At 55.8% G+C, this 26,497-nt stretch carries 25 protein-coding genes and 1 pseudogene; 13 read left to right on the forward strand and 13 right to left on the reverse strand.

Annotated elements, in window-relative coordinates; translation table 11 throughout:
• Positions 1-159: 159 nt before the first annotated feature.
• Positions 160-1,452, reverse strand: a complete 1,293-nt coding sequence (locus WJU16_RS06770; RefSeq protein ID WP_341837566.1) for a metallophosphoesterase — start codon at positions 1,450-1,452, stop codon at positions 160-162.
• Between the two features lie 246 nt (positions 1,453-1,698).
• Between WJU16_RS06770 and WJU16_RS06775 the strand changes: the two genes are divergently transcribed.
• From WJU16_RS06775 to WJU16_RS06815, 9 genes are all read left to right on the forward strand, one after another.
• Positions 1,699-2,385, forward strand: a complete 687-nt coding sequence (locus WJU16_RS06775; RefSeq protein WP_341837567.1) for a metal-dependent hydrolase — start codon at positions 1,699-1,701, stop codon at positions 2,383-2,385.
• Between the two features lie 43 nt (positions 2,386-2,428).
• Positions 2,429-3,250: an AAA family ATPase gene (locus WJU16_RS06780; RefSeq protein WP_341837568.1), complete on the forward strand. Its 822-nt coding sequence runs from the start codon at positions 2,429-2,431 to the stop codon at positions 3,248-3,250.
• Complete coding sequence (locus tag WJU16_RS06785) at positions 3,234-4,139, forward strand: ParB/RepB/Spo0J family partition protein (protein WP_341837569.1); 906 nt, start codon at positions 3,234-3,236, stop codon at positions 4,137-4,139. The genes WJU16_RS06780 and WJU16_RS06785 overlap by 17 nt, the downstream gene beginning before the upstream one ends.
• A 1-nt stretch (position 4,140) precedes the next feature.
• The gene (locus WJU16_RS06790; protein ID WP_341837570.1) at positions 4,141-4,818 is read left to right on the forward strand and encodes a DUF5683 domain-containing protein; all 678 of its coding nucleotides are present in this window, start codon (positions 4,141-4,143) and stop codon (positions 4,816-4,818) included.
• A 20-nt stretch (positions 4,819-4,838) separates the two neighbouring features.
• Positions 4,839-5,555, forward strand: coding sequence for a 4-hydroxy-tetrahydrodipicolinate reductase (gene dapB, locus WJU16_RS06795; protein ID WP_341837571.1), 717 nt, complete (start codon positions 4,839-4,841; stop codon positions 5,553-5,555).
• 81 nt (positions 5,556-5,636) lie between these two features.
• Positions 5,637-6,053 carry an Rrf2 family transcriptional regulator gene (locus WJU16_RS06800; RefSeq protein WP_341837572.1) on the forward strand — a complete coding sequence of 139 codons (417 nt, stop codon included), beginning with the start codon at positions 5,637-5,639 and terminating at the stop codon, positions 6,051-6,053.
• 390 nt (positions 6,054-6,443) lie between these two features.
• Positions 6,444-7,130: a phosphoadenylyl-sulfate reductase gene (locus WJU16_RS06805; protein ID WP_341837573.1), complete on the forward strand. Its 687-nt coding sequence runs from the start codon at positions 6,444-6,446 to the stop codon at positions 7,128-7,130.
• A 21-nt stretch (positions 7,131-7,151) separates the two neighbouring features.
• Positions 7,152-8,057, forward strand: coding sequence for a sulfate adenylyltransferase subunit CysD (gene cysD / locus WJU16_RS06810; protein WP_341837574.1), 906 nt, complete (start codon positions 7,152-7,154; stop codon positions 8,055-8,057).
• Positions 8,058-8,084: 27 nt separating this feature from the next.
• Complete coding sequence (locus WJU16_RS06815; protein WP_341837575.1) at positions 8,085-9,332, forward strand: GTP-binding protein; 1,248 nt, start codon at positions 8,085-8,087, stop codon at positions 9,330-9,332.
• Between the two features lie 84 nt (positions 9,333-9,416).
• Here WJU16_RS06815 and WJU16_RS06820 read toward each other — a convergent pair whose 3' ends face one another.
• On the reverse strand, positions 9,417-11,027 hold the full coding sequence (locus tag WJU16_RS06820) for a hypothetical protein (RefSeq protein WP_341837576.1): 1,611 nt from the start codon (positions 11,025-11,027) through the stop codon (positions 9,417-9,419).
• A gap of 104 nt (positions 11,028-11,131) precedes the next feature.
• On the reverse strand, positions 11,132-12,088 hold the full coding sequence (locus WJU16_RS06825) for an NAD-dependent epimerase/dehydratase family protein (protein ID WP_341837577.1): 957 nt from the start codon (positions 12,086-12,088) through the stop codon (positions 11,132-11,134).
• A 216-nt stretch (positions 12,089-12,304) separates the two neighbouring features.
• Here WJU16_RS06825 and kdsA point away from each other — a divergent pair, with 216 nt between their 5' ends.
• The gene (gene kdsA / locus WJU16_RS06830; RefSeq protein WP_341837578.1) at positions 12,305-13,126 is read left to right on the forward strand and encodes a 3-deoxy-8-phosphooctulonate synthase; all 822 of its coding nucleotides are present in this window, start codon (positions 12,305-12,307) and stop codon (positions 13,124-13,126) included.
• A 120-nt stretch (positions 13,127-13,246) separates the two neighbouring features.
• Positions 13,247-13,645 carry a hypothetical protein gene (locus tag WJU16_RS06835; RefSeq protein ID WP_341837579.1) on the forward strand — a complete coding sequence of 133 codons (399 nt, stop codon included), beginning with the start codon at positions 13,247-13,249 and terminating at the stop codon, positions 13,643-13,645.
• Positions 13,646-14,035: 390 nt separating this feature from the next.
• Here WJU16_RS06835 and WJU16_RS06840 read toward each other — a convergent pair whose 3' ends face one another.
• Both WJU16_RS06840 and WJU16_RS06845 read right to left on the reverse strand, forming a co-directional pair.
• Positions 14,036-14,845 (reverse strand): DUF4382 domain-containing protein, encoded by an 810-nt coding sequence (locus WJU16_RS06840; RefSeq protein WP_341837580.1) that lies wholly within the window; start codon positions 14,843-14,845, stop codon positions 14,036-14,038.
• Between the two features lie 136 nt (positions 14,846-14,981).
• Positions 14,982-15,203: a PspC domain-containing protein gene (locus WJU16_RS06845; RefSeq protein WP_341837581.1), complete on the reverse strand. Its 222-nt coding sequence runs from the start codon at positions 15,201-15,203 to the stop codon at positions 14,982-14,984.
• A gap of 141 nt (positions 15,204-15,344) precedes the next feature.
• Here WJU16_RS06845 and WJU16_RS06850 point away from each other — a divergent pair, with 141 nt between their 5' ends.
• Both WJU16_RS06850 and WJU16_RS06855 read left to right on the forward strand, forming a co-directional pair.
• Positions 15,345-17,615 carry an aconitate hydratase gene (locus tag WJU16_RS06850; protein WP_341837582.1) on the forward strand — a complete coding sequence of 757 codons (2,271 nt, stop codon included), beginning with the start codon at positions 15,345-15,347 and terminating at the stop codon, positions 17,613-17,615.
• A gap of 87 nt (positions 17,616-17,702) precedes the next feature.
• Positions 17,703-18,332 carry a hypothetical protein gene (locus WJU16_RS06855; RefSeq protein WP_341837583.1) on the forward strand — a complete coding sequence of 210 codons (630 nt, stop codon included), beginning with the start codon at positions 17,703-17,705 and terminating at the stop codon, positions 18,330-18,332.
• On the opposite strand, the pseudogene WJU16_RS26030 reads toward WJU16_RS06855, so the two are convergent.
• The 8 genes and pseudogenes from WJU16_RS26030 to WJU16_RS06900 form a co-directional block, all read right to left on the reverse strand.
• Positions 18,327-19,372: pseudogene (locus tag WJU16_RS26030) on the reverse strand (DUF4421 domain-containing protein). The gene WJU16_RS06855 and the pseudogene WJU16_RS26030 overlap by 6 nt on opposite strands.
• A gap of 37 nt (positions 19,373-19,409) precedes the next feature.
• The gene (locus WJU16_RS06870; protein WP_341837585.1) at positions 19,410-19,898 is read right to left on the reverse strand and encodes a metallophosphoesterase family protein; all 489 of its coding nucleotides are present in this window, start codon (positions 19,896-19,898) and stop codon (positions 19,410-19,412) included.
• A 17-nt stretch (positions 19,899-19,915) separates the two neighbouring features.
• On the reverse strand, positions 19,916-20,914 hold the full coding sequence (gene hutG, locus WJU16_RS06875) for a formimidoylglutamase (protein ID WP_341837586.1): 999 nt from the start codon (positions 20,912-20,914) through the stop codon (positions 19,916-19,918).
• Between the two features lie 42 nt (positions 20,915-20,956).
• Positions 20,957-22,159, reverse strand: coding sequence for an imidazolonepropionase (gene hutI / locus WJU16_RS06880; protein WP_341837587.1), 1,203 nt, complete (start codon positions 22,157-22,159; stop codon positions 20,957-20,959).
• Between the two features lie 18 nt (positions 22,160-22,177).
• A complete protein-coding gene (gene hutU, locus WJU16_RS06885; RefSeq protein ID WP_341837588.1) occupies positions 22,178-23,851 on the reverse strand; it encodes a urocanate hydratase in 1,674 nt (557 codons plus the stop codon).
• 25 nt (positions 23,852-23,876) lie between these two features.
• Entirely contained in the window at positions 23,877-25,445 is a 1,569-nt protein-coding gene (gene hutH / locus WJU16_RS06890; protein WP_341837589.1) for a histidine ammonia-lyase, read from the reverse strand.
• Positions 25,442-25,948, reverse strand: a complete 507-nt coding sequence (locus tag WJU16_RS06895) for a MarR family transcriptional regulator (RefSeq protein ID WP_341837590.1) — start codon at positions 25,946-25,948, stop codon at positions 25,442-25,444. Before WJU16_RS06895 ends, hutH begins: the two co-directional genes overlap by 4 nt.
• Before the next feature lie 74 nt (positions 25,949-26,022).
• A complete protein-coding gene (locus WJU16_RS06900) occupies positions 26,023-26,412 on the reverse strand; it encodes an SET domain-containing protein (protein ID WP_341837591.1) in 390 nt (129 codons plus the stop codon).
• Positions 26,413-26,497: the final 85 nt, after the last annotated feature.

The raw sequence follows: 26,497 nt of genomic DNA on the forward strand, positions 1-26,497 counted from the left end.
TAAAAGGTTTGGGGGAATCATTTCGGGGAACGGACATGGCTATGCCTCAATATCCTTTCAATAGGGGCTTAGTAGGAATACCGTACTAATAGACTTTGGGGGAATAAAAAAACCGTCTTCCGGCGAAACATGCAGGAAGACGGACTCAAATAAGTTTGATTACACCAGTTCGATGACGGTGATTTCGGGGAGGATGCCCACGCGGCCGGGGTACCCGAGGAATCCGAAGCCCCTGTTCACGTAAAGACGCTGTTTGCCTTCTTCGTACAATCCCGCCCACTGGCGGTAGATGTATTGCGCGGGGCTCCATTTGAAGAACGGTATCTCCACGCCGAACTGCATGCCGTGCGTATGGCCGGCCAGCATAAGATCGACATCAGGGTACTCGGACCGGATCTGGCCGTCCCAATGCGTGGGGTCGTGGGACAGGAGGATTTTGAACGGAACCTGTTCCGTGCCGGCATACGCGGCTTTCATATCGCCCAGCCGCGGGAAGCGGGGGTTCATGCTCCAGTTCTCCACGCCCAGCAACGCGATCTGTTGCCCGTCTTTCTCCAGGATCTGGTTTTCGTTCATGAGCAGGCGCCATCCCATTTTGGCATGCATGCCCTTGAGGGCTTCCAGGTTCTGGGCCTTGAGGCGGGAGCGGCGGTTGTTATCGTAGTCGGGCCAGGGGTAATAGTCACCGTAGTCGTGGTTGCCCAGCGTGGAATATACGCCCAGGGGCGCCTCGATCTTGTCGAACACATCGAGGTAATCCTCCATTTCGATGGAGCGGTCATTTACCAGGTCGCCGGTGAACAGAACGAGGTCGGGCTTCTGGGCGCGGATAAGCTCCACGCCCCTTTTTACGGCCTCCTTGTCGTTGAAGGAACCGGAGTGGATGTCGGACAGCTGCACGATCTTGAGCCCTTTAAACGCGGCCGGCAGGTTGGGATATGCCAGGCGGAGCTTGCGGACGTGGTAGTTGTATTTGTTGGACAATCCGTACAGCAGCGTGCCCATAAGGGTGCCGCCGAGGAGGAATCCGGATTTGAGGAGGAAGCGGGAGCGGGTCATGCCGTCGGCTTCGCGGTTGCCGTCCTGCTGCGCCACTGCCGCGGCTACGGCGGGGGCGGAGCGTACTTTCTCCACAACCCACATTACGGCGCGGCGGCCATCGTCGATCAGGAGGAAGAGGACGACCATGAGTTTGGAGAAGGAGAAAGAGAAGGCGAAGGTGAGGTAATAGGCCCTGGCCTGCATGAACTTCGCCCAGGGGATTTTACCGTAGAAGACGATGGAGGCCATCACAATGGCGGATAACACCCAGAACAAGGTGAAAACGACCATCCGGAGTTTCGGGGCGGCGTTGGCCATGAGGGCCCGGAGGGCGTAAAACACGTAGGCGTCGAGCGCCAGCATGATGATGACGAGGAGTATGGTGGAGAGTAAGTTTGGTCCGGCTCGCATAATATCGTATGGATCAATGGTTTAACTTGGAAGCAATCCTGTAAATTTAGGACAAATGGTCCTGAAAGGGTGGCTTCCGTGGTTAGGTAGACGATCAAATGACTTAAAAATTGCAAAGATGGGGCAAAAAAAACGGGGTTTTTCCCCAGTTCCGGGTGTGAATAAATAAATATCCGGCTTGCCCCATTATTAGGCGATTCGTTGTATTTTTGTCCGATTAGGTCATAATATTATATTATTGCAATTATGAAGTTCACCTATTACGGGCATTCCAGTTTTGCGGTGGAAGTGAAGGGGAAAAAGATCGTATTTGACCCTTTCATTACGCACAATGAACTGGCTAAGTCGATAGACGTCAATCAGATAGAGGCGGATTACATTTTTGTATCCCATGGCCATAGCGACCATGTGGCCGACCTGATGGACCTGGCTGCCAGGACGGGTGCTACGGTGGTAGGGGCGTTCGAGCTCACGGAGTGGGTGCGGAAGCAGGGGTATGATAAGGTGCACCCGATGAACACAGGGGGTAAATGGGCGTTTGATTTCGGGACCGTGAAGTGCACGGTGGCGCATCATTCGAGCGGTTTGCCCGACGGCAGTTACGGCGGCAATCCCATGGGATTTTTGTTCATGACCGGCGACGGGAACTTCTATTACGCAGGCGATACGGCATTGACTTTCGACATGGAGCTGATCCCCCGCTGGGCGAAGCTGGATTTCGCGGTATTGCCGATCGGGGATAATTTCACGATGGGAGTGGAAGACGCGGTGATCGCCGCCGAGTTCATTGAATGCCAGCGTATCATCGGAGCGCATTACGACACTTTCGGATATATCAAAATCGACAAAACGGCTGCCTTGCGGCAGTTTGAAGAAGCGGGGCTTACCCTGTTGCTGCCGGGCATCGGTGAAACCATCGAAGCCATCGGCTGACATCCTATTTTATCCTATTAAACCTGGAATTTAAGACAAGACAATGGCAAGAATCATCGCAATCGCCAATCAGAAAGGGGGCGTGGGGAAAACAACCAGCGCCATCAATCTCGCCAGCAGCCTGGCGGTACTGGAGTACAAAACGCTGCTCGTGGACGCGGACCCTCAGGCCAACAGCACAACGGGGCTGGGCTTCGACCTGCGCAACATTCAGCAGAGCCTGTACGACTGCATGGTGAACGACGTGCAACCGCGCGACGTGATCCTGGAATCCGACACGCCGAACCTGAAAGTATTGCCTTCGCACATCGACCTGGTGGGCGCGGAGCTGGAGCTCATCAACCATCCCAACCGGGAAAGGGTGATGAAACAGGTGATTGATGCCATCAAAGACGAATACGACTTCATTATCGTAGACTGCTCCCCTTCCCTGGGCCTGATCACGGTGAACGCCCTGGTGGCTTCCCATTCGGTGATCATCCCGGTACAGTGCGAGTTCTTTGCCCTGGAGGGCCTGGGCAAGCTGCTCAATACCATCAAAATCGTGCAAAGCAGGCTGAATACGGACCTGGAGATCGAGGGCATCCTCATGACCATGTACGACGGCCGCCTCCGCCTCAGCAACCAGGTGGTGGACGAAGTGAAGCAACACTTCGAGGAAAGCGTGTTCAATACCATCATCCACCGCAACACCAAGCTGGGCGAAGCGCCTAGCTTCGGCAAATCGGTGATTATGTATGATGCCATGAGCACCGGCGCCATCAACTACCTGAACCTGGCGAAGGAAATCCTGCAGAAGCATAACTTTACCAAGATCAATCAAGAAGACAAAATACTAGCAATTAACGATGACCAATCCGAGTAAGAAAGAGGCGTTGGGGAAAGGCATCCGCTCGCTGTTACAGAATATCGACACAGACCTGAAGCAGACCACCGGCGCGCTCGCCGAGCAGGTGGTGGCGCAGGCGACCGGTATCGAGCGGATCCCGCTTGATATGATTGAGATCAACCCCAAGCAGCCCCGGCGCGATTTCGACGAACAGGCGCTGCAGGAGCTGAGCCAGTCCATCAAGATCCACGACATCATTCAACCCGTAACCGTTTCCCGCATCGGCAAGAAATACCAGCTGATTGCGGGGGAACGCCGTTTCCGCGCCAGCAAGATGGCCGGGTTGAAAGACATTCCCGCGTATGTGCGGCAAGCCAACGACCAGGAGCTCCTGGAACTGGCGCTGCTCGAAAACCTGCAACGGGAAAATCTCAACGCCATCGAAATCGGCCTCAGCTACAAACGCCTCATGGAAGAGATCGACCTCACCCAGGAGCAGGTAGCAGAAAGAATGGGCAAGGAAAGGAGCACCGTTACCAACTACATCCGCCTGCTGAAACTGCCCCCCGATATCCAGGTGGCGGTCCGCAATAACAAACTCAGCATGGGCCACGCCCGCACCCTCATCAGTGTGGAAGACGTGGACAAGCAACTCTTCGTTTTCGGGGAAATCATGAAAAACGGATTGTCCGTAAGGCAGACCGAAGAGCTCGTGCGCAAGGTGAACCAGAACGAAAAGAGCCAGGCGAAAAAACCGGCGAAACCCTCCCTCCCGCCGGCTTATCAGAAAATCCAGGACAACCTCTCCTCCCACTTCTCCACCAAGGTAAACCTGGACAGGGGTAAGAACGGAAAAGGCAGCATCCAGATCGAATTCTATTCGGACGAAGAACTGGACAGCATCCTGGAAAAACTATCATTATAAGGTGAAAAACAGCGTCCGCTACCTGCTTTGCTGCCTGTTGCTGCTGCCGGGCACCCGCCTCCTGGCTCAGGCAGATACCACCGGCAACCGTGTGATCATGGACTCGCTCAAACGCCAGGCCACCACCACCACTGCCGGCAAGGATACCGCTATCCGGTATACCAGCGCGGAAGACAGTATCGTAGCCAACTACAAACCGCTCCACAGCCCCCGCAAAGCGGCGTTTTATTCCGCCGTGCTCCCGGGGTTGGGACAAATCTATAATCGCCAGTACTGGAAAGTACCCGTTGTATACGCCGCACTCGGCGTCAGCGCAGGGTTCTTTATCGGGAACCTGGACTTGTACCAGGAATACCGCAACGCCTACCGCCAGCGGGTCGCCAACCGCGACAATCCAGATTTTAAGGATAATTATGCGCGTTACCGCGACGAAGACCTGACCTACCTGCGCGATGCCTATCGCCAGTATGTGGATTACTCGGTATTGGTATTCGCGGCGGCGTATGCGCTCAACATCGTGGACGCCACCGTGTTTGCGCACCTCCGGCAGTTCGATATCTCCAACGACCTGAGCCTGCGCGTGACGCCCAAGATGATCGACCGGCGTTCGTTCGGCGTAGGGCTCACCCTCACCCTCAACCCGCGCGCTTCGCGGCCTGCGGGGATTTCATTTAAATAATCACAGGATCCGAACCAGATATGAAAATCGCATTAATCGGGTATGGCAAAATGGGCAAAACCATTGAAGCCATCGCCACCAGCCGCGGCCACGAAATCGTTCACCGCATCGACATCAACAGCAGCCACCTCCTGGAGAAAGAAAGCCTCTCCCAGGCCGATGTCGCCATCGAATTCACCACACCTGAAACCGCTTACCACAACATCCTCAAATGCTTCGACGCGGGCGTACCCGTTGTTTGCGGCACCACCGGCTGGCTCGAGAAGCTGCCCGAAGTGAAAGCCACCTGCCTCGAAAAGCACCAGGCCTTCCTTTACGCCAGCAACTTCAGCATCGGGGTGAACATCTTCTTCGCCCTGAACCAGAAACTGGCTGAACTAATGGCCGGCCAACCGTCTTACTCCGTGCGGATGGAAGAAATCCACCACACCCAGAAGAAAGACGCACCCTCCGGCACCGCCATCACCCTGGCCGAACAGATCATCGATAAAATCCCGGGGAAAACCGGCTGGGTAAACGACCCCACGCAGGACGCTTCCCAGCTCTATATCCATTCCAAACGCATCGACCCCGCCGCAGGAACACATATCATTGATTACCATTCCACTATCGACGATATCACCATCACCCACACCGCACACTCGCGCGAGGGCTTCGCAGCTGGTGCCGTAACCGCGGCGGAATGGATCAAAGGGAAAAAAGGGATCTTCAACATGGGCGACGTGCTGAATCTCTAAAACTCACGCCCCCCTCAAAACCAACGGTTTTTGTTATATTTGTACAATTGAGAGTGCAAAAATCACAGGAGACTTAGGAATATGCTGTCTAAAAAAACACAATACGCGTTCCACGCCCTTATTTACCTGGCGGAGAATGTTGACAAAGGACCTATACTGATTTCTGAAATCGCTTCGGAGAAAAGCATCTCCATCAAGTTTTTGGAGAACATCCTGCTGGAGCTGAAGAATGCCGGTATATTGGGCAGCAAGAAGGGAAAAGGAGGCGGTTACTACCTGTTGCGCACGCCGAAGGAAATTCCGCTGGCGCGTATCATCCGGTTGCTGGACGGGCCCATCGCCCTGCTCCCTTGCGTCAGCCTCAACTATTATGAGCGTTGCGAGAATTGCAAGGACGAAACCGTCTGCGGCCTGCACGAAGTAATGAGCAAAGTCCGCGACGCGACGCTTAAACTGTTGGAAAACAAATCTTTAAAAGATATCCTCACAAGAGAGTAACGACATTCTCAGGGTTATAAGTACAGAGGCTGTATCGATGCGATACAGCCTCTTTTTTTATGTCGCCGGATATTCACCCGTTTGCATACAAAATACTCAGAAGTGAGTATTGGAGGATGATGCGCCACCCGGTACCTTTGTTCCAACGGATATTATATTCCGGTCAACGTATACCTGTTGCCATGGAAATAGCGCGCTTGCCGGATACCCTAACCAACGTGTATACTTTTGATTTACATTGCTTTCGCAGAGTTTTTTCCAGATATGACGTTCCCCAGAAAAGTCAACGAAGAGCCCCGCAGGACGGGGCTCTTCACTTTTCCGGAAATTTAGTCTATATTTTTTATAGACTTTATGTATTTTTGTTGTCCGGACTACCGGGATAAGGATATGAAAGATCTCACGGGCATCATCGCCCAGCAAACAGACATCGCCACGGGAATACGTATGTTGACGGAGGAATTTCCGGGACAGGTGGTTTTTTCCACCTCCTTCGGGCAGGAAGACCAGGTGCTGGCCGACATCATCTGGCGCAACCACCTCCCTGTCCGCGTTTTCACGCTCGACACCGGGCGGCTTTTCCAGGAAACGTACGACCTGATGGATCTCACCAGGGCGCGTTACAAACAGCCGTTCGATGTGTATTTTCCGCAAACAGAAGCAGTGCAAAATCTGTTAAGGGAGAAAGGTACCAACAGCTTTTACGATTCCGTGGAGAACCGTAAGGAATGTTGCCATATCCGGAAAGTGGAGCCTCTCGGCAGGGCGCTGCAGGGCGCCAAAGTGTGGATCACGGGGCTGCGGGCGGAACAAAGCGAAAACCGGCACGATATGCCTGTGCTCGAATGGGACGGCCACCGCGGATTGTACAAGTACAACCCCCTCATCCGCTGGAGCTTCGAAGAGATGATCGCCTATCTGAAAGCCAATAACGTGCCCTACAATAAGCTGCACGACAAAGGTTTCATCTCCATCGGCTGCGCTCCTTGCACCCGCGCTATCGAACCCGGAGAACATCCCCGCGCCGGCCGCTGGTGGTGGGAGCTCTCTAAAAAAGAATGCGGATTACACAGTTAGACCAACTTTTAACATCACGATATGAGTAGTATACAATGGCAATTTCCAAGAGCCCTCGAGGACGAAGCGATTTACATCCTCCGGGAAACCGCCGCGCAGTTCGAACGCCCGGCGATCCTCTTTTCCGGCGGTAAAGACTCGATCACACTCGTGCGCCTGGCACAGAAAGCCTTCTATCCCGGTAAAATACCCTTCCCCCTCCTCCACGTAGACACCGGCCATAACTTCCCCGAAACCATCCAGTTCCGCGACTGGCTCGTGGAATCCCTCGGCCTGGAGCTCATCGTCCGCAACGTGCAGGACTCCATCGACCAGGGAAAAGCGAAGGAAGAAACCGGCAAATACGCCTCCCGCAACGCCCTGCAGACCGTTACCCTCCTCGATGCCATCGAAGAGCTGAAATTCGACGCCTGCATCGGCGGCGCCCGCCGCGATGAAGAGAAGGCCCGCGCCAAGGAACGCATCTTCTCCGTCCGCGACGAATTCGGACAATGGAACGCTAAAATGCAGCGCCCCGAACTTTTCGATATGCTCAACGGCAAAATCAACATCGGCGAAAACGTGCGCGTGTTCCCCATCTCCAACTGGACGGAACTCGACGTATGGAATTATATCCGGGAAGAAGGACTTCAGATCCCGTCGATTTACTTCTCGCACGAACGCGAGATTATCGAGCGCGACGGCATGTACTGGCCCTTCTCACCCTACCTCAACACCACTGAGGAAGAGGTTCCATTCCGTTCCAAAGTACGCTTCCGCACCGTGGGCGATATGACCTGCACCGCCGCCGTATTGTCGGAAGCCGATAAGCTGGAAGACATCATCGAGGAAATCCTCGCGGCCAAAATCTCCGAGCGCGGCGCGCGTATCGACGACAAGCGATCCGAAGCCGCCATGGAAAAACGCAAACAGGCAGGATATTTCTAACCATCACCGATAACCGCAACGCAACATATGGACGTTTTACGTATCACCACATCCGGCAGTGTAGACGACGGCAAAAGCACCCTTATCGGGCGCCTCCTGTACGATACCAAATCCATCACGCAGGATAAAATGGAAGCCCTTCAGGCGGCCAGCAAAAGGAAAGGGCTTGATTTCACCGACCTTTCGCTCCTTACCGACGGCCTCATCGCCGAGCGTGAGCAGGGCATCACCATCGATGTGGCGCACATTTATTTCAGCACACCCAACCGCAAATATATCATCGCCGACACCCCGGGGCACTTCGAGTACACCCGCAACATGGTGACCGGCGCCAGCACCGCGCAGGTATCGCTCATTCTTATCGACGCGCGCAAGGGCATCGTAGAACAAACTTACCGGCACTTCTTCATCGCCTGCATGCTGCGTATCCCCCATCTGGTGGTCTGCATCAACAAGATGGACCTTGTGGAATACGACGAAGCACGCTACAACCAGATCGTGGAAGATTTCCAGCAGCTGCTGCCCGGCTCTTTCTACGACGGTACGGAAGTGAAGTTCATCCCCATTTCTTCCCTGTACGGCGAAAACGTGGTGGCGGCTACAGAGAAGATCGGCTGGTATAAAGGGCTCCCCCTGCTGGAGTTCCTCGAACAAATCCAGTTCGACCGCAACGACCGCAATCATCCCGCCCGCTTCCCCATCCAGTACGTGATCCGCCCGAAAACGGAGCAGTTCCACGACTTCCGGGGGTTTGCCGGCAAGATCGCCAGCGGCAGCTTTGCGGTGGGCGACACCATCGTTTCCCTGCCCAACGAGCAAAAAAGCAAAATCAAATCCATCGAGAAATTCGGTGAGCAGCTGCCGCAAGCCCATGCGGGCGAAAGCGTGGTGATCACCCTCGAAGACGAAATAGACATCAGCCGCGGCAACCTCCTCGTGAAAGAAGGCCAGGCACGGCCCGAAGGCTTTCGTGAAGTGAAAGCGCAGATCTGCTGGATGGACCAGCAAAAACTGACTACCGGTAAAACGTACCTGTTGCAGCACGGCCCTACCCGCATCAAATCCAAAGTGCAGCAGATCAGCAGCGTAACGGAAGTAACCACTAACCGGACGGAAGAAAAGAGCGAAATGGGCCTCAACGACATTGGCCGCATCGTCCTGAAAACCGCCCAGCCTGTGTTCGCCGACACTTACCAAAGCAATCCCGCCAACGGCACGTTCATCCTCGTCGACGAGTTCTCGAACGCCACCGTGGCCGTGGGTTTTGTAGAATAATCGTTTCCCCGCACCATCTGTCAACTAAAATAAAAAGCCGGAGCCTCAGTGCTCCGGCTTTACCGTTTATAGCAACTTGGTGTTTCATTTCATATTGCTGGCCGGCGTCCCCGCCATATCCTGCGGGATCGAAGGGTGTTCGGGCACCTGCAGCCACACCAGCTTCACTTCTTTCCTGTTTTCAGGGTTCCGCTTCAACGTCACCAGCATGCGTTTGGCGGCATCGTAATTGGAAAACGCGAAGAGCCCCACCTGGCGGTCCGTTTCTTCATTGAAGACGAAGTCGCGCTGCGGCACGGGGGCTTTTCCGTCGAGCGTGTAGTAGAAACCGTGGCAATCCCGGATATCGCGGATAGCCGGCTGCCGCGAAGGGTCTTGGGTTTTGCGGCGGGCGTCGAGGTCGTTGATGAGGATGTAGCCGGGGATATAGGTGAATAGTTTATACTGGTCGCCCCATTGGAACGGCGCGTTCACATTCTCGCGGGCTTTGAGGTAGAAGGGTTTCATGATAACGCCCTGGTCGATGTGGCGCCGCGGGATGATCCAGCTGTTGGTTTCCTTGCCATCGCGGTCGTAATCCACCACCGCCACATTCGCCAGCACGGTGCTCACCACGGTGGGCGTGTTGTTCATCATGCGCACGTGGTTGTCCAGCTCCTCGAATACGATGCTGTAAGTGCCATCGGGCCGGAAGAATACGTTCTGCGGCACGCCGTTGTATTCCGTTTCATATCCGAAGGCTTCCAGTTGTTTTTGGTTGACGCCCCGGAAATGGATGTCCCGGGCGAAAGCGATGTCCAGTTTCGGCAGTTGGACCACGGAGCTGCGGGTGATGATGCGCTCGGATTTCTTTTCGGTTTTCTTCACGGCCTGCAGCAGGAGGAGCTGACGGGTGAAGGGGTTGTGTTTGACTACCGCCCCGGTGACGGCAGCTTCCGCGGGGAACCGGAGGTCGTGGAATTTGAAGAATTCCATTCCGCTGTCGAGCGTGGCGAGTTTCATGACGGCGCTGTCGCCCAGCTGTCCTTTGTTCTCTTCCATGCCCAGGATACAGAGGCGTTCTTCCCCGATCACGGCCATGTCCCAATACCGGAAGGGGGCTCCGTTGCCGAAGCTTTTGAAACGGGCGCGGGAGATTTCGCGGTGGGATGCGGAGAAATGCGCCACCTGGTAGCCGGCGTCGGATTCTTCGGTATTGAAGTACATCCAAACGGCGTAGCTGCCGGAATGGGGGTCGCGGATGATGAGGAAGTCGGAGCTGGCGAGGGATTTCTTCCGCAGGTCTACTTTATCCTGTTCTGCCACCACGGTATCTTCCCGGAGGAGGCCTGTTTCGGCGCTGATGGTGAGGCGCCTGAGCAGGGGGTGTTTGCGGGAGCGGTCGCTGAGGAATATGGCGGCATCTCCGCCGGCGGATTCGAAAGCGGCGTCGAGATGAGCGTTCTTATAGGATTTCCAATCGGTTACAGGCGGCAGCGTGTCCACGCGCTGGTGTTGCGGGTTGAACAGCTGGAGCTGAATGCCCTGTTTGGGCGTGAAGTGGATAAAGAGGGTGTTGCCGTTGGTGAGCTGGAGGATGCGCGCGTTGCCGTCGCCGGGCTCCTGGAAGGCGGGGCTTTCCGCGATGGTGGTGAATTGCGCGCGGGCCGTACCGGCACAAAGTGCCAGCAGGCAGAGGAGGATGGTTTGCTTCATAGGACAGGGTGGGCGCAAAATGGCCGATACAAATATAACATATTTGTAATAAGAAACCCCGGCAAAAATGCCGGGGTCAGACTATATAGTAGTGTCAAATGAGATTACATGCCTTTTTGCAACCGGAGGTTTTTGAGCATATCGGCGGTCATTTTCTCCAGATTGAATTCGGGTTTCCAGCCCCAGTCGGCCGAGGCCAGTTCATCGTCGATGCTTTGCGGCCAGCCGTCGGCGATCTGTTGCCGGTAGTCGGGCTCATAGCTGATGGAGAAAGTGGGGATATGTTCGCGGATAGCGCCGGCGATCTCTTTGGGCGAAAAGCTCATGCCGGACAGGTTGTAGCCGGAACGGACGGAGATCTTCGCGCTGTCGGCCTCCATCAATTCGATAGTGGCGCGGATCGCGTCTGGCATATACATCATGGGCAGGTAGGTATCTTCCGACAGGAAGCACTTGTAGCTGCCTTCCTCGAGGGCTTCGTGGTAGATTTCCACCGCGTAATCGGTGGTGCCTCCGCCGGGGGCGGATTTATAGCTGATAAGGCCCGGATAGCGCAGGCTGCGCACGTCGATACCGTAACGGGTATTATAATATTCGCACCAGCGTTCGCCGGCGAACTTGGAAATGCCGTAGATGGTGGTGGGCTCGATGATGGTGTGCTGCGGCGTATCAGCTTTCGGGGAGTTGGGGCCGAATACGGCGATGGAACTGGGCCAGTAGATTTTGTCGAGCCCTTCTTCTTTCGCGATGTCGAGCACGTTGAGGAGGCTCGCCATGTTGATGTGCCAGGCCAGGAGCGGGTTCTTTTCGCCGGTGGCGCTGAGGATGGCCGCCAGCAGGTAGATCTGGGTGATGTTGTGGCGAATCACCAGCACGTGCAGCATCTCCTTGTTCATCACGTCCAGCGAAACGTAGGGGCCGGAGCCCTTCAGCAGGTCATGCTCCTCCCGCAGGTCGGATGCAATCACGTTGGCATCTCCATACATCTTGCGCAGGGCCAGCGTCAGTTCTACGCCGATCTGACCGCAGGCGCCGATTACCAGAATCTTGTCTTTCTTCATATACAGGTGAATAAAATGAGTCGCCAAATTTAACTTCAACCGGCAATATTACCGGAATTACCCTTCCAAACAATGACAATACTATAACAATTTGCGGATCGTCTTGTTCCCCTTCGTAACGGCTGCATCAGTCATGTCGATAAATAAGCCTAATTTTGCGCCGTGTTGCCCAAAAGGGGATCATTTCAATTTGAACAAACAGGATAATCGATAGCAATGAAAACTTTACAAGCGCTTTTCAAAGAGCAATACCATCCCGAAAATTTCTTTCTCATCGCAGGCCCCTGCGTCATTGAAGACGAGGACCTGGTGATGGGCGTAGCCGAAAAGGTATCCGCCATGTGCAAACGCCTGAATATCTCCTACGTTTTCAAAGCCTCCTACCGCAAGGCCAACCGCACTTCCATCCATTCCTTTACCGGCATCGGCGACGTGGAAGGGCTGGACCTGCTGCAAAAAGTAGGCAAAACCTTCCACCTTCCCGTCACTTCCGATATTCACTCCGCCGCCGAAGCCGCCATGGCCGCCGCGTATGTGGACGTGCTCCAGATCCCCGCGTTCCTCTGCCGCCAGACCGACATCCTCCTGGCAGCCGCCGACACGGGCAAATTCGTTAACGTGAAAAAAGGCCAGTTCCTCAGCGGCGAATCCATGAAATTCGCCGTGGAAAAAATCCGCCAGGCCGGCAACGAACATGTACTGCTCACCGAGCGCGGCACTACTTTCGGGTACCAGGACCTCGTCGTGGATTACCGCAACATCCCCGTCATGAAAGGACTGGGCGCGCCGGTGATCATGGACTGCACGCACTCGCTGCAACAACCCAACCAGCCGGGCGGCGTAACAGGCGGCAACCCGCAGATGATCGGCACCATCGCCAAAGCGGCAATTGCCACCGGGGCCGACGGGCTTTTCATCGAAACCCATCCCGATCCGGCCTGCGCCAAATCGGACGGTGCGAACATGCTCCGCCTCGACCTCCTGGAACCGTTGCTCGAAGAGCTGGTACGCCTCCGGGAAGCGGTGTACAAAAAGTAATTGCAACAAGGCAGGGCCATCGCGGTTCTGCCTTTTTTACTTTTTATAATGCCGGATTTCCTTTATATTCATAGCATACAGATTCGAATTGCTAAGTTTTCAACCCAAAAACATTGCACTATGATTCATTTGCATGATTTAAAGAAAGGTGATCTCGTGCTGGCAAAATTTGAGGAACAGTTGCTGGAAGGGCCCGTGCTCGAAATAGACCGCGAGCTGGGACAAGCCTGCGTATTGACCGGCGAACAGGAAAACTGGTATGCGCCGGCGGATTTGTTTCCCATTCCGCTAACGGTGGAACAGCTGACGAAACTGAAATTTAAAAAAGCGGACGAAACCACGATCAACGGCGCCGCCGATACCTACGTTCGTGGCCCCTTCACCGTTACCCTTCATCACGGCAGCGATCCCCGCACCGTGCTGCATTACCGTGACGAAACGCGGAATATCGCGGGCTCGCTCATGGTCCATGAACTTCAGAACCACTATGCGGGCATGACCCTTTTCCATCTTGAGTAAACATCTTCATTTGCATACGCAAAGGGTGGCCGGAATTGATTTTCAGCCACCCTTTCTTTTGCACATTCCTTCCCTCCTGCCCTGTTTGTGACGTTTCACACCCGTTCTTTCGGGATACACCCGGTTTATAGCTACGCTACTTTGCGGTCAACACGGCGTTTCAGTGGATATGTCCTGCCTTTGTCCTGCCTATACCATGCCTTTGACCTGCCTATATCCTGCCCTTTATATAGGGCAGGATATAGGCAGGATATATCCGTGTCAAACCCGGAGTAAACCCATGTATAATCATCCGTTACCTTACCGATGGTACCCAATAAAAAGGAGGTTACCTGCCCGGTAACCTCCTTTCAGTGGAAAAATATAATGTAGCGGATGCCGCCGGTGTTCCTATTTGAGTGGAAGACGCACAGTGTCTACCGTTGTCACCTGGCCGAGCACTACCGGTACGCCGGGTTTCACGGCGGGCAGGAAGTTGGTGTCTGTCGGCAGGAAATGCAGATCGTAAGCACCCGCCGGGATGCCGCGGATGAGGTAGCCGCCGCCGAGCGAGTAGGTGCTGGCGATGGTGTCCTGCCCCTGGATGGCAAGAACGGCGGTTTGTACCGAATCAGGCAATACGCCGCCGCGGATGTTGCCGCCTACGGCTTCCAGAATGGTGCGGATAACGGGTTTGAGGATGTATTTACCGCTGTTGCCGGCTTTGACGATAGATTTGGCTACATCGAAATCAAGGGTGAGCTTGTTGATGATCCCGCCAACCACAGCCTGGTGGATGTTCAGTTTAAGGCCGGATTGCTGCGCGGAAGGGGTGGTGAGGTCGATCCGCTCGCCTTCGTTGGTCACGAGGTAGTTATTGTCGCCCAGTACGAGGCGGATCTGGGAAATTTTCCCGGTGGGTATCTCGGCGTCGGCCAGGATGGTGTCGCGGTCGTTCACGAGCTCCAGGAGGTTGTAGGCGCCTGCTTTTACGCCAGCCAGGGGTACCCAGTTCTGGTCGTCGGCATCCGAGGAGTTGATTCGGATTTCTTTCACGTCGATCCAGACTTCGGCAAAATCCCCGGGATCGTCGGTGAGGGCGATCTGGAGGCGTGTTTTTTCAGGAGAGCCGTCTGAATCCGAGTTGGAGCAGGCTGTCTGTGTTGCGATTCCGCCCAGCAAAAGGGTGCCAAGGGCGAGGTTTTTCCATGTGTTTCTCATGTTGATGGTTGTTTATGGTTCAATGTTTTCCAAGGTTTTTCAAACAGTCAGATGTCCGGCAAGGGGATAGCAATTTACGCAGATTCACGTAAACAAAATTCGGGGGGAATATGGGATATGTGCGGGATAATGCGGGTTACAGGTAGCGGAGGGGATTCCTGCGGGCGTTGGTGATGTAGTTTTTAATGTTCATCCAGAATGCGAGGATCATATACACGATCAGGGGCGAGCCCATCGTGAGGAAGGTGGCATAGATGAAGAAAATACGGATGCGGGACGTGGCGATGCCGAGTTTCTCTCCAATGGCGGTACACACGCCAAAGGTATTCCACTCCACAAAATCTTTGACCTTATTCATATATCAAATTTATTGCAATCCAGCAAATTTAACAAATGAATTTGGCACCGTTAACAACAGTTTTAACTTTAAAAAAAGTCGGGAAATGATTAACTTCGCCGTGCAAATTTTAATGTAACCGCTCTTAAATTATTTATTTCCATGGTGTTTGATATTGACATGATTAAAAAATTGTATGCGGCACTCCCGGGTAAAGTGGAAGCTACCCGTAAGTTGTTGGGCCGGCCGCTTACACTGGCAGAGAAGATCCTTTATGCGCACTTGTACGAACCGACGACTACACCGTACGAAAGAGGGAAATCCTATGTGGAATTTGCTCCGGACCGTGTAGCTATGCAGGACGCGACAGCGCAGATGGCTTTGCTGCAATTCATGACCTGCGGCCGCGACCAGGTAGCCGTACCGTCCACCGTTCACTGCGATCACCTGATCCAGGCGAAAACGGGCGCCGTGCAGGACCTTGCCACCGCGATCGACACCAATAAGGAAGTTTACGACTTTTTATCTTCTATCTCCGATAAATACGGCATCGGTTTCTGGAAACCCGGCGCCGGTATCATTCACCAGGTTGTGCTGGAGAACTACGCGTTCCCCGGCGGCATGATGATCGGTACGGACTCCCACACCCCCAACGCGGGCGGCCTCGGCATGCTGGCGATCGGTGTTGGCGGCGCCGACGCGGTTGACGTAATGGCAGGCCTGGCATGGGAACTGAAAATGCCGAAACTGATCGGTGTGAAACTGACCGGTAAACTGAGCGGCTGGGCTTCTCCGAAAGACGTGATCCTCCGCGTTGCCGGCATCCTCACCGTAAAAGGCGGCACCGGCTGCATCGTGGAATACTTCGGCGAAGGCGCCGACTCCATGAGCGCCACCGGTAAAGGAACCATCTGCAACATGGGTGCTGAAATCGGCGCTACCTGCTCCGTATTCGCTTACGACAAAGGCATGGCCGAATACCTGAAAGCCACCAGCCGCGCCGAAGTGGCCGCACTGGCCGACGGCGTGCGCGAACACCTCCGTCCGGACGACGCCGTATACGCCGACCCCGCCAAGTTCTACGACCAGGTGATCGAGATCAACCTCGACGAGCTGGAGCCTTACGTAAACGGCCCCTTTACGCCGGACCTGGCATGGCCTATCTCCAAATTCGCACAGGCCGTTAAGGAAAACAACTGGCCCGAGAAGCTGGAAGTAGCCCTGATCGGCTCCTGCACCAACTCTTCCTACGAAGACATCTCCCGTTCCGCGTCCCTCGCGAAACAGGCGATCGATAAGAACCTGGAAGTACATTCCGAATTCACCATCACCCCCGGCTCCGAGCTGGTGCGTTACACCATCGAAAGAGACGGCCTGCTCGATACTTTCGACCAGATCGGCGGCGTGGTGCTCGCGAATGCCTGCGGTCCCTGCATCGGCCAGTGGGCCCGTCATATCGACGATCCCAACCGCAAAAACTCCATCATCACTTCCTTCAACCGGAACTTCGCCAAACGTAACGACGGCCTCGCTTCCACCCACGCTTTCGTGGCGTCTCCCGAGATCGTGACGGCGCTGGCCATCGCGGGCGACCTCACCTTCAACCCCCTTACCGACACGCTGAAAAACCGCGACGGTAAAGAGGTGAAGCTTGACGAGCCCAAAGGTTACGAACTCCCTCCGCAGGGCTTCGACGTGAAAGACGCCGGCTACCAGGCGCCTGCTGAAGACGGCTCCGGCGTGCAGGTAATCGTGTCCCCCACCTCCGACCGCCTCCAGCTCCTGGAAGCTTTCAAGGCATGGGAAGGTACCGACCTGAAAGGACTGAAGCTTCTCATCAAAGCGAAAGGCAAGTGTACTACCGACCACATCTCCATGGCAGGCCCCTGGTTGAAATACCGCGGCCACCTGGACAATATCTCCAACAACATGCTGATCGGCGCCGTGAACGCGTATAACGACAAAACGGACACCGTGAAGAACCAGCTGACCGGCGAATATGGCGCGGTACCGGCTACCCAGCGCGCTTACAAAGCCGCAGGCATCGGTTCCATCGTTGTGGGCGACGAAAACTACGGTGAAGGTTCCAGCCGCGAACACGCTGCCATGGAGCCCCGTCACCTCGGCGTTCGTGCGATTCTTGTGAAATCCTTCGCGCGTATCCACGAAACCAACCTGAAGAAACAAGGCATGCTTGCGCTGACCTTCGCCGATAAGGACGATTACGAAAAAATCCAGGAAGATGATGTGATCGACATCGTAGGCCTGACCGAATTTGTTCCCGGCTCTACGCTGACCGTAGTGTTCCATCACAAAGACGGCTCCCAGGATGCCATCACCGTGAACCACACTTACAATCAGCAGCAGATCGAATGGTTCAAAGCCGGCGGTGCGCTGAACGTGATCCGCGCCCAGTTCGCAGCAGCCAAGTAAGTAAATACAGAAAAGCATATATTACAGGCCGTTCCTATCCGGGAACGGCCTGTTTTTTGTTCGATTACCCCCAAAAATCCCTTAACAATGCAACCCGATGCCATCAGGAAATACTGGCTGGATCTGAATCAGCGCTGCGGATGCCCGCCGCCGGTGGCCTGGCACGGCATCGACCGGTTGATGATGCAGTATTCCACTTTTGGCCGGCATTACCATAACCTGGAGCACCTGGCCGACCTCCTCACCCTGCAACACCAGTATTCCCCGCAGATCGTGGACAATGAAGCGCTGGTGTACGCCATTTACTTCCACGATTGCATCTACCTGCCCAAACGCCAGGATAACGAGCTCAAAAGCGCGGAGGAAGCCGTCTTCTACCTCCGCAAAGCCAATGCGCCCGCGGAAAGGCAGGATAAAGTGTACCGCTATATCCTCGCAACGGCGGGTCATCAACCCGAACTTTCCGACCCCGACCTCGATTATTTCCTCGACTTCGACCTGTGCGTGCTCGCCGCGGCTCCGGAGCGCTATAAATTGTACACCAGGAACATCCGGCGCGAATACCGCATGTATTCCTGGCTGGAATACCGCAATGGCCGCATCAAAGTGTTGCAGCGTTTGCTTTCCATGCCGCATATTTACCGCACGGAGCTTTTCCGCGACCAATATGAATCGCGGGCAAGGGAAAACCTGGAAAGGGAACTGGAAAAATTATAACCCGAAGATGGGCTTCTTCATGGTAAAGCGCCGCACGATGCTGAAGCGGAGATTGCCCGCTCCGAAAGTATGATAAGCCCGGGGATGGGGCGCGTCGCCGCGGGTGGAGATATCCACGTAATGCACGCCTACATAGTATTTAGGAGAATTATAACCGGCCGCGATGCGCAAAGTATTATTAATCTGCCAGCCGAATCCATGTTTTTTCCCCGAGCCTTCGTTAAAAGCCAGCACCGAACGATTGGCGCCCACCGCCACCGCCAGCGAACCGGTAATGAACCAGTGTTTGGCGATCACCAGCGTATACGCATATCCGCCGTTGACAGCCAGGCTGATATTGCTGGCGCGCGTGAATGCCATCCCGTTATAAAAACCATCTTCCCGGGCCTGGTAAGGCACCAGCGCGGAATCGCCCCGCATCTGCCAGGCGAAGATTTCCGCTCCTGCCAGGAGAGAACCGGCGCTTTTTTCTGGTATTCGTTCTGCAGGAAGGCGGCGCGGTAAGAGAAGCGCTCGTCATTGAAAATGTACTGCCCGTGCAGCCCGATATTGGTGTTGATAATATCCGGCCGGAGATGATCGGCCTCCACGGAATAGGCGTTATCGAAAAACCGCTTGGTCTGACTGTTAAAATACCCCTGGTAATACTGCCCGTAAAAATCCACGACTATTTTGCGGGTGTAGAGATGCGTCTGCAAATCGAGGTATTTCGTTTTGCCGTAGCGGTCGTTGTCGTTATTGATGAAGGGCAGGTTGAAGCCGAGATTGAGACCAATGAATTTGTAGTTGAAACCCACGCCAACGTTGTTATTGGCGTTGGGGCGATACAAGACCTCCTCGCCCAGGGAGCGGTCGTGCATGTCGAAGTAATTGTACTTGCGGGAACCATACAGGCGGACCGTCAGGTCTTTGGTAAGATCCTGGACGTAGTTGCTGTCATTGTCCGTATGCAGCCAGCGGAGAATACGTTTTTCCTGCGCGCTGGCAAGGGCCGGGCAGAGCAGGAATATCCAACATATGGCTTTCATCCGGTGCATCATACAGTGTAAACAGTCGTATTATGGTATAAACAATCGGCTAGTCGGGCAGTTCAATCACTTCGAGATTTTTAATTTCCCCGTTCAGGCAATCGAAGCGCACGAGGGTTTTCACCTTGTGCCAGCCCTGCTTCCCGCAGGCGCCCGGGTTGATATGTAGCAATTGCAATGCCGGATCGGGCACTACTTTGAGGATATGGGAATGGCCGGTGATGAAAAGATGCGGCCTCTTCTTCTGGATATGTGGCTTGAGCGCGGGCGTGTATCGCGGAGGATAGCCGCCGATATGGGTCATCCAGACCTTCACGCCTTCGCAAATGAAGAGATTGTGTTCGGGGTAACGGATACGTATATCCTGCCCGTCGATATTTCCGTAAACGGCCTTCAGCGGCTTGAAACCCTCCAGCTCATCGGCCAGCGCTACGTTGCCGATATCTCCCGCATGCCAGATCTGGTCCACGTTTTCGAAATATTTAAACACCTGCGGATGGAGGTATCCGTGCGTATCCGACATCAATCCAATCTTCATGGCGCTAAAATAGGATTTTAATCGCCCTGCCGGAGGAAATAATTCATCACCGTTTCGAACACCAGCGAGGCTGCGAGCTTCGCCGTGCGGTTGTCGTGGTCGAGGGAAGGATTCAGTTCCGCGAAGTCGGCGCCGGCCAGTTTGCCCGTGCGCAGCACGGTGCGGAAACAGTCGAGGAACAGCGCATCGGGCACGAGGCCGTTGTAGGCCGTGGCGCTCACTCCCGGCGCATAGGGAGCGGCAAACACATCGAGGCAGGTGGTGAGGTAAATGCGGTCGTTGCGCTGGATGAAGGAACGGATGGCGCCCACGAGCTGGTCGTGATACTTTTGCTGGAAGAGGCTCGCCGGCAGGTAATCCGCTCCAAGTTCCGCCGCGGTATGGAACAGCCGGGGTGTGTTGGAATTTTGCTGGATGCCGAGGGCGAGATAATGAAACGGTTGCCCGGCTTTTTTCCTTTCCTGCGCGATCTGCCAGAACCCTGTGCCGGAAGACGCGCCTTCCACTCCGGGCTCCCGGAGGTCGAAGTGCGCGTCGAAGTTGATGACGCCGACCACTTCGTCTTTGTAATGGCGGCTGATGCCGCGCTCGTGGCCGAAGGCGACTTCGTGCCCGCCACCTAGCACTACGGGCAGGTAACCTGCCTGTAGTATGTGCGATACTGTTGCCGACAGGGCCTCCTGCGCCATTTCCAGCTGCGGGCCTTCGCAAACGATATTGCCCGCGTCTGCCAGCACGTGGCCTTCAAAATGGACGGGAAACGACGAGCACGCCTTGCGCAGGGCTTCGGGGCCTGCCGCGGCGCCGGTACGCCCTCCGTTGCGGCGGACGCCCTCATCGCAGGAAAACCCCAGGAACGCGATGCCCTTTTTCCCCGCGGGGACCGCGGGTAAGGGGCCGCGGCTGATATCGGCCGGTTGGATAAGCTGATGCCAGCGGAGCAGATCGGGGTCATTGCCGTCGTTCCTGCCCTGCCAGGCGCCGGGTACGGAAGGTTGGTAACATACAAGGGTCATGGGTTGCGATTGAAGGTGTTGAATTGCTAATATCCTGAAAAATCAGATGCGTTCGCCATCTTTCCACACAATCGAGGGTTTGAGTTTGCCCTGGTGATAGAGGATCTCCCGGTAATCGGCGCAGGGATAAGCTTGCAGGTCGGCCGCGGACGATCGGATACCCAGTGCTTTCGCGGCGCGGAACGTGAGCGCGGCAAACACTTCCGCGGCCGACAACCGTTCCGCCGCGCTTATAACAGCCGCCTGCATGAGCAGGTCGCCCATAGGCGCTGAACCTGGATTCCAGTCGCTGGCGATGGCTACGCATGCGCCGGCGTCGAGGAGCTTGCGGGCGGGGGCGTATCCCATACCCAGGCCTAATGATGCGCCCGGCAGCACTACCGCCACCGTGTCGGAGGCCGCCAGCCTGCGGATGTCTTCGGCGTTGGAGGCTTCAAGGTGGTCAGCCGACAAGGCGCCTACTTCCACCGCTACGGCGGAGCCGCCGCTGGTGAACTGGTCGGCGTGCACGGTGATCCCGAAACCCATCGCCTTCGCTTCCCGGAGAAACGGGCGCGCGGCGGCCACGGAGAATGCCGTTTCCTCGATGAAAATATCCACCCGTTCCGTCAGGTGCTCCGAGTGCAGGGCGGGCAGCAATTCGTTTAATATCCAATGCAGGTATGCTTTTTCGTCGCCATCGAAATCCTTCGGGCGGATGTGCGCCGCCAGGCAAGTGGTAACGAACGACGCCGGCGTATACTGGTCCGCCGTTCGGATGGCGCGCAACATCTTCAGTTCCGAATCCAGATCTAAACCGTAACCGCTTTTCACTTCCATCGTGGTAACGCCTTCGCGCAGATGACGGTTGGCGCGGGCCACTACGTTTTCCATCAGTTCCGTATCGGAGGCGGCGCGGGTTTTCGTCACCGAATCCCAGATGCCGCCGCCGGCGCGGGCGATGTCGAGGTACGATTTGCCGGCGATGCGCATGGCATAATCGCGGCTACGGCTTCCTGCGAAGCAGATATGGGTATGGCAATCCACGAAGCCCGGCAACAACACCATCGGCTCGTCGGTCTTATCAATTTCCGCTGTGGGATTGGCTTTTCGGAGCGTTTCGAATGCTCCCGCGGCTACGGCTTTTCCATTCTCCACCAATACCCCGCCATCGGGAATAACGGTCAGCTGTTCGTCGGAAATGGCCCCTTTTTCCGGCAACCCGGTCAGCGGCAATAGCTGCGCGAATGGTCCGATGAGTTTCATAAGGATGCTTTTAAAGGTTTATAATCCGAGCCCGAACTGGTCGCGCACTTCGATTGCTTTTTCATAACCTGCGTCTGCATGGCGGAAGATGCCCATCGCAGGATCGTTGTACAGCACGCGTTTCAGGCAGGCTTCCGCCCGATCGGTACCGTCGGCCAGCACCACCATGCCCGCATGTTGCGAATAGCCCATGCCTACGCCGCCTCCGTGATGGAAAGACACCCAGGTGGCGCCGCCGGCGGTATTGCTCATGAGATTGAGCAGCGTCCAGTCCGACACGGCATCCGAACCGTCTTTCATCGCTTCCGTTTCCCGGTTGGGCGATGCCACGGAACCGCAGTCGAGGTGATCGCGGCCGATCACGATCGGTGCTTTCACTTTGCCGGTTCTTACCAGTTCATTAAACAATAACCCTGCCTTTTCCCTTTCGCCCATGCCCAGCCAGCAGATGCGCGCCGGCAATCCCTGGAAGGCAACCCTTTCCTGCGCTTTGTTCAACCAGCTAATGAGGGGCTGGTTGTCGGGGAACAGTTCCATGAGCGCACGGTCCGTTGTATAAATATCTTCCGGATCGCCGGAAAGCGCCACCCAGCGGAAGGGCCCTTTACCCTCGCAGAACAACGGACGAATGTATGCCGGCGTAAATCCGGGGAAATTGAAGGCATCCGCTTCACCGCCTTCTTTGGCGAACTCGCGGAGGTTGTTTCCGTAATCGAAGGTTACTGAGCCGCGGCGCTGCATCTCCAGCATAAAACCCACGTGGCGGGCCATGCTCTTCAGCGACAACTGTTTGTATCCCGCAGGATCTTTCACCCGCAGCTCCGCGGCGGCTTCGAGGCTCATATTGTTGGGTACGTAACCGTTGACAGGATCGTGCGCGGAGGTTTGGTCGGTGAGGATATCGGGGATGATACCGTCTTGCAACATGCGTTCCAGCATATCGCCGGCATCGCTCACGAGCCCTACGGAGATGGCTTCGCCTTTCGCCTGTGCTTCGCGCACCCATGCGATGGCCTCTTCGTAGGAATGCGTCATGCGATCGAGGTATCTGGTATCGATGCGCTTCTGCAGGCGCGAAGGGTCTACGTCTGCGCCGAGGAAGGTAGCGCCCGCCATGGTGGCTGCGAGCGGTTGTGCGCCCCCCATGCCGCCGATGCCCGCGGTCACGAGGAGCTTGCCTTTCAGGTCGCCGTTGAAATGCTGGCGGCCGCATTCCACGAAGGTCTCATACGTCCCTTGCAGAATCCCCTGCGTTCCGATATAAATCCAGCTGCCTGCCGTCATTTGGCCGTACATCATGAGCCCTTTGGCGCGCAGCTCGTTGAAATGCTCCCAGGTGGCCCATTTGGGAACGAGGTTACTATTGGCCAGTAACACGCGCGGCGCCTCCCGATGCGTGCGCACGATGCCTACCGGCTTGCCGGATTGCACCAGCAATGAATGTTCTTCGTCGAGCGTGAGCAGGGATTGGATGATCTGTTGCAACGCTTCGCGGTTGCGCGCCGCCTGCCCGATGCCGCCGTATACCACCAGCTCGCCGGGGTTTTCGGCTACTTCGTGGTCGAGGTTGTTGAGCAGCATGCGCAACGGGGCCTCAGTTTGCCAGCTTTTAGCGTGCAGCGTGGTGCCGTGCGGGGCTTTGTAGTGGGGATGCGCGGCGTATTGTGAAATGAAGTCGTTAATATTTTTCATGGTAAGATAGTTTTGGCGGATGATGTCAGGAGAGACGGAATTTTCCGTGGTAAGGACCGTCGAGGTCGATGCCGTTCGCTTTGGCGGCTGCGGTGGCGGTGGCCACGAAAGATCCGTCGGCGATGATGGCATGCAATGCGGCGATATCGTTGGCGAAGATGCGGTCCTTCTTCGCGAAGGTCACCTTTTCCCGCACGTAGGCATGCAATGCTTCCAGGACGGGCGTGGATTTGAGGGGCCTCCTGAAGTCCACGGCCTGCGCGGCATACAGCAGTTCGATGGCGAGGATGTATTCCACGTTGCCAATGACCTGGTGCAATTTGCGGCCGCTGATGGAGCCCATGGACACATGGTCTTCCTGCCCCAGCGAGGTAGGCACGCTATCCGCGGAAGCGGGGAAGCACAGGGTTTTGTTTTCCGTTACCAGCGCGGCGGTCGTGTATTGCGGGATCATGAACCCGGAATTGAGGCCCGCGTCTTCGATCAGTAATTTGGGCAACCCGAACCGCCCTTCGATCATCATATAACAACGGCGGTCGGAGATATTGCCGATTTCGGCGGAAGCGAGCGTGGCGTAATCGAGCGGCAGGGCCATCGGCTGCCCGTGGAAGTTGCCGCCGGAGATCGTGTCTTCCGCGGAGAAAATGATCGGGTTATCGGTTACCGCGTTCAGTTCGATGGCAGTGAGTTCTTCGAGGTGCTTCCATGCCGTGCGGGAGGCGCCATGCACCTGCGGCATGCAGCGGAGGCTGTAGGGGTCCTGCACCCGGCCGCAGTCCACATGCGCCGCCATGATGCCCGAGCCGCTCAGCAAAGTATCCAGGCGATGGGCTACCAGTTGGTTGCCGGGATACGGGCGGATGGCGTGCAGGCGGGGATCGAAGGGTTTGTAGGTGCCCATGAGCCCTTCCAGCGACAGCGCCCCGGTAAGATCGGCGGCCTCCAGTATATTGTGCATGCGCGCCACGGCGCTCACGGCAAACGATAGAATAAACTGCGTTCCGTTGATGAGGGCCAACCCTTCTTTCGGGCCAAGTACCACCGGCTCCTTCCCTTCCTGTTGCAGGGCTTCGACGGCGGACATGCGCTGGCCGTTGCGCCAAACTTCGCCCAGCCCGATGAGCGGGAGGAAGAGGTGGCTCAGGGGTGCGAGGTCGCCCGAAGCGCCTACGCTCCCTTTTTCGGGCACGAGGGGCGTGATACCGGCGTCGATGTGCCAGACGATACGCTCCAGGGTATCGGGCGCTACGCCGGAGAAGCCTTGCGCCAGGGCTTGCACCTTGGTCACGAGCATAAGCCGCGAAATGGTTTCGGGGATGGGGTTGCCGACGCCTACGCTATGGCTTTGCAGGATATTGTACTGCAGGGCGCGGGTGTCTTCTTCGGAAATCTTCGTGTCGCACAGCGGCCCGAAGCCGGTGTTGATGCCGTACACGGTGCGGTGTTCCTTCACGATGGACTGCACATGCCCATGACTTTGGCGGACGCGGTCCATCACATCGGCGGCCAGGATGCCGCGGGTGCGTCCTTCGGCGATGTCCAGCGCGATGCGGGCGGTCAGTTGTTCTTTACCGTAATGAAAGTTTTGGCTCATGATGGGATGGTTTTGGCTTTAGGGTCCATCGCGCGGAGGATGCGGGCGGAAAGCGGGTCTTCCGCTACCGAGCGCTCCACGGCGCCGATGGCTTCGAGTATTTCACGGCTTTGCGGGTCTTCGGTCACGAGGCCTTCCATGGCCTGGCCGATGGCTTTCCAGACGGGGAGCACCTGGCTGAGCAATGCAGCGCCCTTGCGCGTGAGCTCCACCAGCTGCCGGCGGCCGTCCTCCGCGCAGCGTGTAGTAGTAACAAGTCCTTTCCCTTTCAGGTTGGCGATGAGCTGGCTCACGGCGGAATGGGATACCTCCAGCTCCTGGGATATGTCCATCAGCGTGAGCTGCTTTCCTTCCGACAATAAATAAAACAACGGGAACCAGCTGGCGTCGAAGGCGATGCCGGATTGGGCGTACACCTTGTTCACTTCCGCCAGGAAGTACTCGCTCAACCGCCGCAGCCGGCTGCCGAAGATCAGGTAACCCAGTTTGGGATAGAAACTCATACTAATTATATAAGTGCTTATATATTTTACAATATTAAAAAATCCTGCGCATACGCGGAGAATTTTTTAGCGGGTTATTTGCGTTTCACATCGAACCAAACGTCGGAAACATCTTCCGGATCGCCGTTATAGTTGATCTGCAGCTCCTCTCCCTTCTTGATGGCGCGGCGGGTTTTGATCGCCATGGTTTCCGCATCAAAATCCATCTCGTACTCACAGTTGGGCTCGTAAGAGTGGTTATAGATGGAGCAATACCCCAGGGCCACGCAGGAACGGGTTTCCCGTACGCCCCAGAGGAAGATGTAATTGTGCAGCTTGGTGGTATCCGCTATCTGGGTATCGCTGTTGGACAATACCAGTACGGGCGACACCTCGATGGTAGTCCCGGCGGGGATGGCTTCTTTGGTGAAAACACCGCGGCCTTTTTCTTTTGTCTTCTGTATGTACAAATACGGCTTGATCATAAATGACTTGGGAATAGATAAGCAGGGCGTAAATTAACACTAATACGCACACTAATCAAAATAAGCGCGACTGTTATTATTTTTG

The sequence above is a fragment of the Chitinophaga pollutisoli genome, from assembly GCF_038396755.1.
Lineage (GTDB): Bacteria > Bacteroidota > Bacteroidia > Chitinophagales > Chitinophagaceae > Chitinophaga > Chitinophaga pollutisoli.

Coding starts and splice junctions, on each gene's coding strand:
- hutI (WP_341837587.1), bottom strand. CDS start 22,159: ATGAAACTCATCGGACCATTCGCGCAGCTATTGCCGCTGACCGGGTTG.
- WJU16_RS06840 (WP_341837580.1), bottom strand. CDS start 14,845: ATGAGAAACACATGGAAAAACCTCGCCCTTGGCACCCTTTTGCTGGGC.
- WJU16_RS06805 (WP_341837573.1), top strand. CDS start 6,444: ATGAAAGATCTCACGGGCATCATCGCCCAGCAAACAGACATCGCCACG.
- WJU16_RS06785 (WP_341837569.1), top strand. CDS start 3,234: ATGACCAATCCGAGTAAGAAAGAGGCGTTGGGGAAAGGCATCCGCTCG.
- dapB (WP_341837571.1), top strand. CDS start 4,839: ATGAAAATCGCATTAATCGGGTATGGCAAAATGGGCAAAACCATTGAA.
- WJU16_RS06855 (WP_341837583.1), top strand. CDS start 17,703: ATGCAACCCGATGCCATCAGGAAATACTGGCTGGATCTGAATCAGCGC.
- kdsA (WP_341837578.1), top strand. CDS start 12,305: ATGAAAACTTTACAAGCGCTTTTCAAAGAGCAATACCATCCCGAAAAT.
- WJU16_RS06895 (WP_341837590.1), bottom strand. CDS start 25,948: ATGAGTTTCTATCCCAAACTGGGTTACCTGATCTTCGGCAGCCGGCTG.
- WJU16_RS06845 (WP_341837581.1), bottom strand. CDS start 15,203: ATGAATAAGGTCAAAGATTTTGTGGAGTGGAATACCTTTGGCGTGTGT.
- WJU16_RS06800 (WP_341837572.1), top strand. CDS start 5,637: ATGCTGTCTAAAAAAACACAATACGCGTTCCACGCCCTTATTTACCTG.
- WJU16_RS06825 (WP_341837577.1), bottom strand. CDS start 12,088: ATGAAGAAAGACAAGATTCTGGTAATCGGCGCCTGCGGTCAGATCGGC.
- WJU16_RS06900 (WP_341837591.1), bottom strand. CDS start 26,412: ATGATCAAGCCGTATTTGTACATACAGAAGACAAAAGAAAAAGGCCGC.
- WJU16_RS06850 (WP_341837582.1), top strand. CDS start 15,345: ATGGTGTTTGATATTGACATGATTAAAAAATTGTATGCGGCACTCCCG.
- WJU16_RS06815 (WP_341837575.1), top strand. CDS start 8,085: ATGGACGTTTTACGTATCACCACATCCGGCAGTGTAGACGACGGCAAA.
- WJU16_RS06780 (WP_341837568.1), top strand. CDS start 2,429: ATGGCAAGAATCATCGCAATCGCCAATCAGAAAGGGGGCGTGGGGAAA.
- hutU (WP_341837588.1), bottom strand. CDS start 23,851: ATGAAAAATATTAACGACTTCATTTCACAATACGCCGCGCATCCCCAC.
- hutG (WP_341837586.1), bottom strand. CDS start 20,914: ATGACCCTTGTATGTTACCAACCTTCCGTACCCGGCGCCTGGCAGGGC.
- WJU16_RS06770 (WP_341837566.1), bottom strand. CDS start 1,452: ATGCGAGCCGGACCAAACTTACTCTCCACCATACTCCTCGTCATCATC.
- hutH (WP_341837589.1), bottom strand. CDS start 25,445: ATGAGCCAAAACTTTCATTACGGTAAAGAACAACTGACCGCCCGCATC.
- WJU16_RS06820 (WP_341837576.1), bottom strand. CDS start 11,027: ATGAAGCAAACCATCCTCCTCTGCCTGCTGGCACTTTGTGCCGGTACG.
- cysD (WP_341837574.1), top strand. CDS start 7,152: ATGAGTAGTATACAATGGCAATTTCCAAGAGCCCTCGAGGACGAAGCG.
- WJU16_RS06835 (WP_341837579.1), top strand. CDS start 13,247: ATGATTCATTTGCATGATTTAAAGAAAGGTGATCTCGTGCTGGCAAAA.
- WJU16_RS06870 (WP_341837585.1), bottom strand. CDS start 19,898: ATGAAGATTGGATTGATGTCGGATACGCACGGATACCTCCATCCGCAG.
- WJU16_RS06775 (WP_341837567.1), top strand. CDS start 1,699: ATGAAGTTCACCTATTACGGGCATTCCAGTTTTGCGGTGGAAGTGAAG.